The 3,255-nt window shown below is 65.7% G+C and carries 4 protein-coding genes; all 4 read right to left on the reverse strand.

Features of this window, described 5'->3' with window-relative positions; translation table 11 throughout:
• Positions 1 to 362, reverse strand: a 362-nt coding sequence (locus tag VGH68_RS07970; RefSeq protein WP_331603024.1) for a methyltransferase domain-containing protein, incomplete at its 3' end; no start/stop codon positions are given.
• Between the two features lie 117 nt (positions 363 to 479).
• Positions 480 to 2,057, reverse strand: a complete 1,578-nt coding sequence (gene ubiB, locus VGH68_RS07975; RefSeq protein ID WP_331603025.1) for a ubiquinone biosynthesis regulatory protein kinase UbiB — start codon at positions 2,055 to 2,057, stop codon at positions 480 to 482.
• 15 nt (positions 2,058 to 2,072) lie between these two features.
• Positions 2,073 to 2,717 (reverse strand): ubiquinone biosynthesis accessory factor UbiJ, encoded by a 645-nt coding sequence (locus VGH68_RS07980; RefSeq protein ID WP_331603027.1) that lies wholly within the window; start codon positions 2,715 to 2,717, stop codon positions 2,073 to 2,075.
• A 164-nt stretch (positions 2,718 to 2,881) separates the two neighbouring features.
• Positions 2,882 to 3,255 (reverse strand): Tim44-like domain-containing protein (locus VGH68_RS07985; RefSeq protein WP_331603028.1); only part of this gene is annotated, 374 nt, incomplete at its 5' end.

Here is a 3,255-nt window from a genome sequence, read left to right on the forward strand (position 1 = left end):
CGCTCGTAAATCCATCCTGGCGCGAATGGCGGCTCATAAGTGAAGAAATCCGCCTGCTCGACGAGTTGCGCGTGGCGGGCGCCCAGTTGTTCACGCGCCGCTGCCACGGCGGCCGGCGAGAAGTCGATCGCGCGGACCGGATTGCCCTGCTGCGCGAGCCATGCCGCTTCGTATGCGCTGCCACAGCCCGGGATCAGCACCGCTGCGTCGCGGTGGCGTTCAGCAAACGCGCGGAAGGCGGGCGGCACGCCCGCCTGATCCCACGGAGTGAAGTGGCGCTCGAAGCGTTCGCTCCAGAACTCGGGCGAGTTCGGGTCGCGGTTCGCGAAATCGGGCACGGGGGGTTGGGTCGGATCGCTCACGGGATGCCTCGTATGGGGTTGCGCCCAGGCGCCGCCGTAACCAGCGGCCAAACCGGGGGCTGGATGGTCGCCTGAACCGGCGACCACCGGTTACGCGCCGCGCTCAGCCGACCGCGCTCAGCCGCCATAGGCGAGCGCCAGAAATGCCCGCGCAAGCACCGCGCCGACGCCGACCGCCGCGCCGAACAGCAGCAGCCCTTGCAGCAGACGGTTGGTGCGCTTTTGCTCGAGCAGAATCTGGCGAATCACATCGTCGTTCGCGCCGCCGGCCGGATGATGACGCTCGGCAAGCATGTGATGCACGAGGCGCGGCAACTGCGGCAGCGTCTTGCTCCACTGCGGCGCCTCGATCTTCAGGCGCTCGTACCACCCGCGCAGGCCGATCTGCTCGTTCATCCAGCGCTCGAGGTAAGGCTTCGCGGTCTTCCACAGATCCAGCTCAGGATCGAGCGAGCGGCCGAGACCTTCGACGTTCAGCATGGTTTTTTGCAGCAGCACGAGTTGCGGCTGGATTTCGACGTTGAAGCGGCGCGACGTCGAGAAAAGGCGCATCAGCACCTGGCCGAGCGAAATGTCTTTCAGCGCGCGATCGAAGTACGGCTCGCAGACCGCGCGGATCGCGCTTTCCAGCTCCTCCACGCGCGTGTTCGGCGGCACCCAGCCCGACTCCAGATGCAGCGTCGCGACGCGATGGTAGTCGCGCTTGAAAAAGGCGAGGAAGTTCTGCGCGAGGTAGTTCTTATCGAAGTCCGACAGCGCGCCGATGATCCCGAAGTCGAGCGCGATATAGCGGCCGAAGTGCGCCGGATCGAGGCTCACCTGAATGTTGCCCGGATGCATGTCGGCATGAAAAAAGCCGTCGCGGAACACCTGAGTAAAGAAAATCTCGACGCCTTCGCGCGCGAGCTTCGGGATATCGACGCCGGCCGCGCGCAGCGTGTCGACCTGGCTGATCGGCACGCCGACCATGCGCTCCATCACCAGTACCGTCGGCGTGCAGAACTCCCAGTACATCTCCGGCACGAGCAGCAGGTCGAGTCCCTGGAAGTTGCGCCGCAACTGGCTGCCGTTAGCCGCCTCGCGCATCAGGTCCAGTTCGTCGTGCAGGTATTTGTCGAATTCGGCCACCACCTCGCGCGGTTTGAGCCGCTTGCCGTCCGCCCACAGGCGCTCGGCCCACACGGCGATGTCGCGCAGCAACGCGAGGTCGGAGTCGATCACCGGCAGCATGTTCGGGCGCAGCACCTTCACCGCGACGGACTTGCCCGCGTGCTGGCCGGCCTTGACCTTTGCGAAGTGCACCTGCGCGATCGACGCGCTCGCGACCGGCACCCGCTCGAAATCGTCGAACAGCACGTCGACCGGCGCGCCAAGCGACTTCTCGACAAGGCCGATTGCGACGGCCGAATCGAACGGCGGCACCTGGTCCTGCAGCTTCGCGAGTTCGTTGGCGATGTCGACCGGCAGCAGATCGCGCCGCGTCGACAACACCTGGCCGAACTTGACGAAGATCGGCCCGAGGCTTTCGAGCGCGAGCCGCAGGCGCACGCCCGGCGGCGCATCGAACTTGCGGCCGAGCGTCGTGATACGCAGCAGCAGACGCACGCGCCGGTCATTGATCCGGCTCAGCATCATTTCATCGAGGCCGAAGCGGATGACCGTGAAAAATATCTTGAGAAAACGCAGAAAACGCATGACTGGGCCCGGTGACTAGCGCGTGCCGCGCGACGTGGCGGCGCCGCCCGGCGCAGGCGCGCCGCGGGCTTCGACCTTCTGTTCGAGACGTTCGATGCGCTTCTCCACACGCGCCAGCGCATCACGCGCGCTGGCCAGCTCGACGTTGAAATCCGCAAGCGCAGCACGGCGCACCAGTTGCGGATTCTCGTCCAGCAGATACTCCGCGGCGGTATCGAGCAGGTTGCGGCCGGTGCGCTGCACGTGCTCGCCAACCGAGCGCACGACCGATGCGATGCGCCAGGCCGGCCCGTCGCCGATCAGCTTCGCCAGATCTTCCTCCGGCTCCCAGCGCAGATGCTCGGCCAGCTTCGCGATCACGGTCGCGAACTCTGCGTCGCCTTCGATCTTCACGTGCTTCATCACGGCGGCCTGGCCGCCCTGCACGAAAGCCGGCAGCGCTTCGGACGGCACCGCAATCGTCACGTCGAACCGATGCGCGTCGGTCTCGCCGATCGTGCCGAGATAGCCGTCCGGCTGTACGAGTAGCGCGACGACAAGCGGTGGACATGACAGACGCGCGGTCTTGCCCGCGTAAGGGACGAGGCGCTCACGTGCCCATGATTCGCGGGCGAGCAGATGATTGACAGCAGCAGCGAAGGGCTTGGCGGCAAGGGTCATCGAAAGTGGCAAGAAAAAACCCGCGCGAGCGAGGTGCTTGCGCGGGCTCCTATTGTAACGTCCGTTCGCTACGCGGCATCCTCGGCCGAACGGCCTATGCGATGCGCGAGGCTGGCGCCAGGCGGGGCTTTTTCGGGACAAATTTCGTTCGGCGCTCGCGCATGTCAGTGTTGCTCGACCTGCTGGATCCCGGCGAGCAACCAGCCTTCGCCGGGACGATTCGCCTTGGACAGATTCCAGACCTCGACAAACGGCTCGGCCGCCGCGCCCGGCTCCTCGCGAATCAGACCGGAGAAGCGCACGCTCGCCAGGTATTCGCCGGCGCGTTCCTCGACGCCGAGCAAGTCGGCGTTCAGCTGCACGACGTCGGTCTGGTTCTGCTGCGTTCCGCGCGAGGCCAGGTCGACGCGCACTTCGGCGAACATTTCCGGCGTCGTGAATTCGCGGATGTCTTCGACATTGCCGACGTCCCAAGCCGCCTGCAAACGCACGAAATACACTTTCGCGTTGCGCAGGAACGCTTCCGAATCGAAGCCGG

Source organism: Paraburkholderia sp. (assembly GCF_036488505.1).
In the GTDB taxonomy this organism is placed as follows: Bacteria; Pseudomonadota; Gammaproteobacteria; order Burkholderiales; family Burkholderiaceae; genus Paraburkholderia.

Bases quoted from the DNA above. Each gene is read 5' to 3' on its own strand.
- ubiB (WP_331603025.1), bottom strand. From the start codon at position 2,057: ATGCGTTTTCTGCGTTTTCTCAAGATATTTTTCACGGTCATCCGCTTC.
- VGH68_RS07980 (WP_331603027.1), bottom strand. From the start codon at position 2,717: ATGACCCTTGCCGCCAAGCCCTTCGCTGCTGCTGTCAATCATCTGCTC.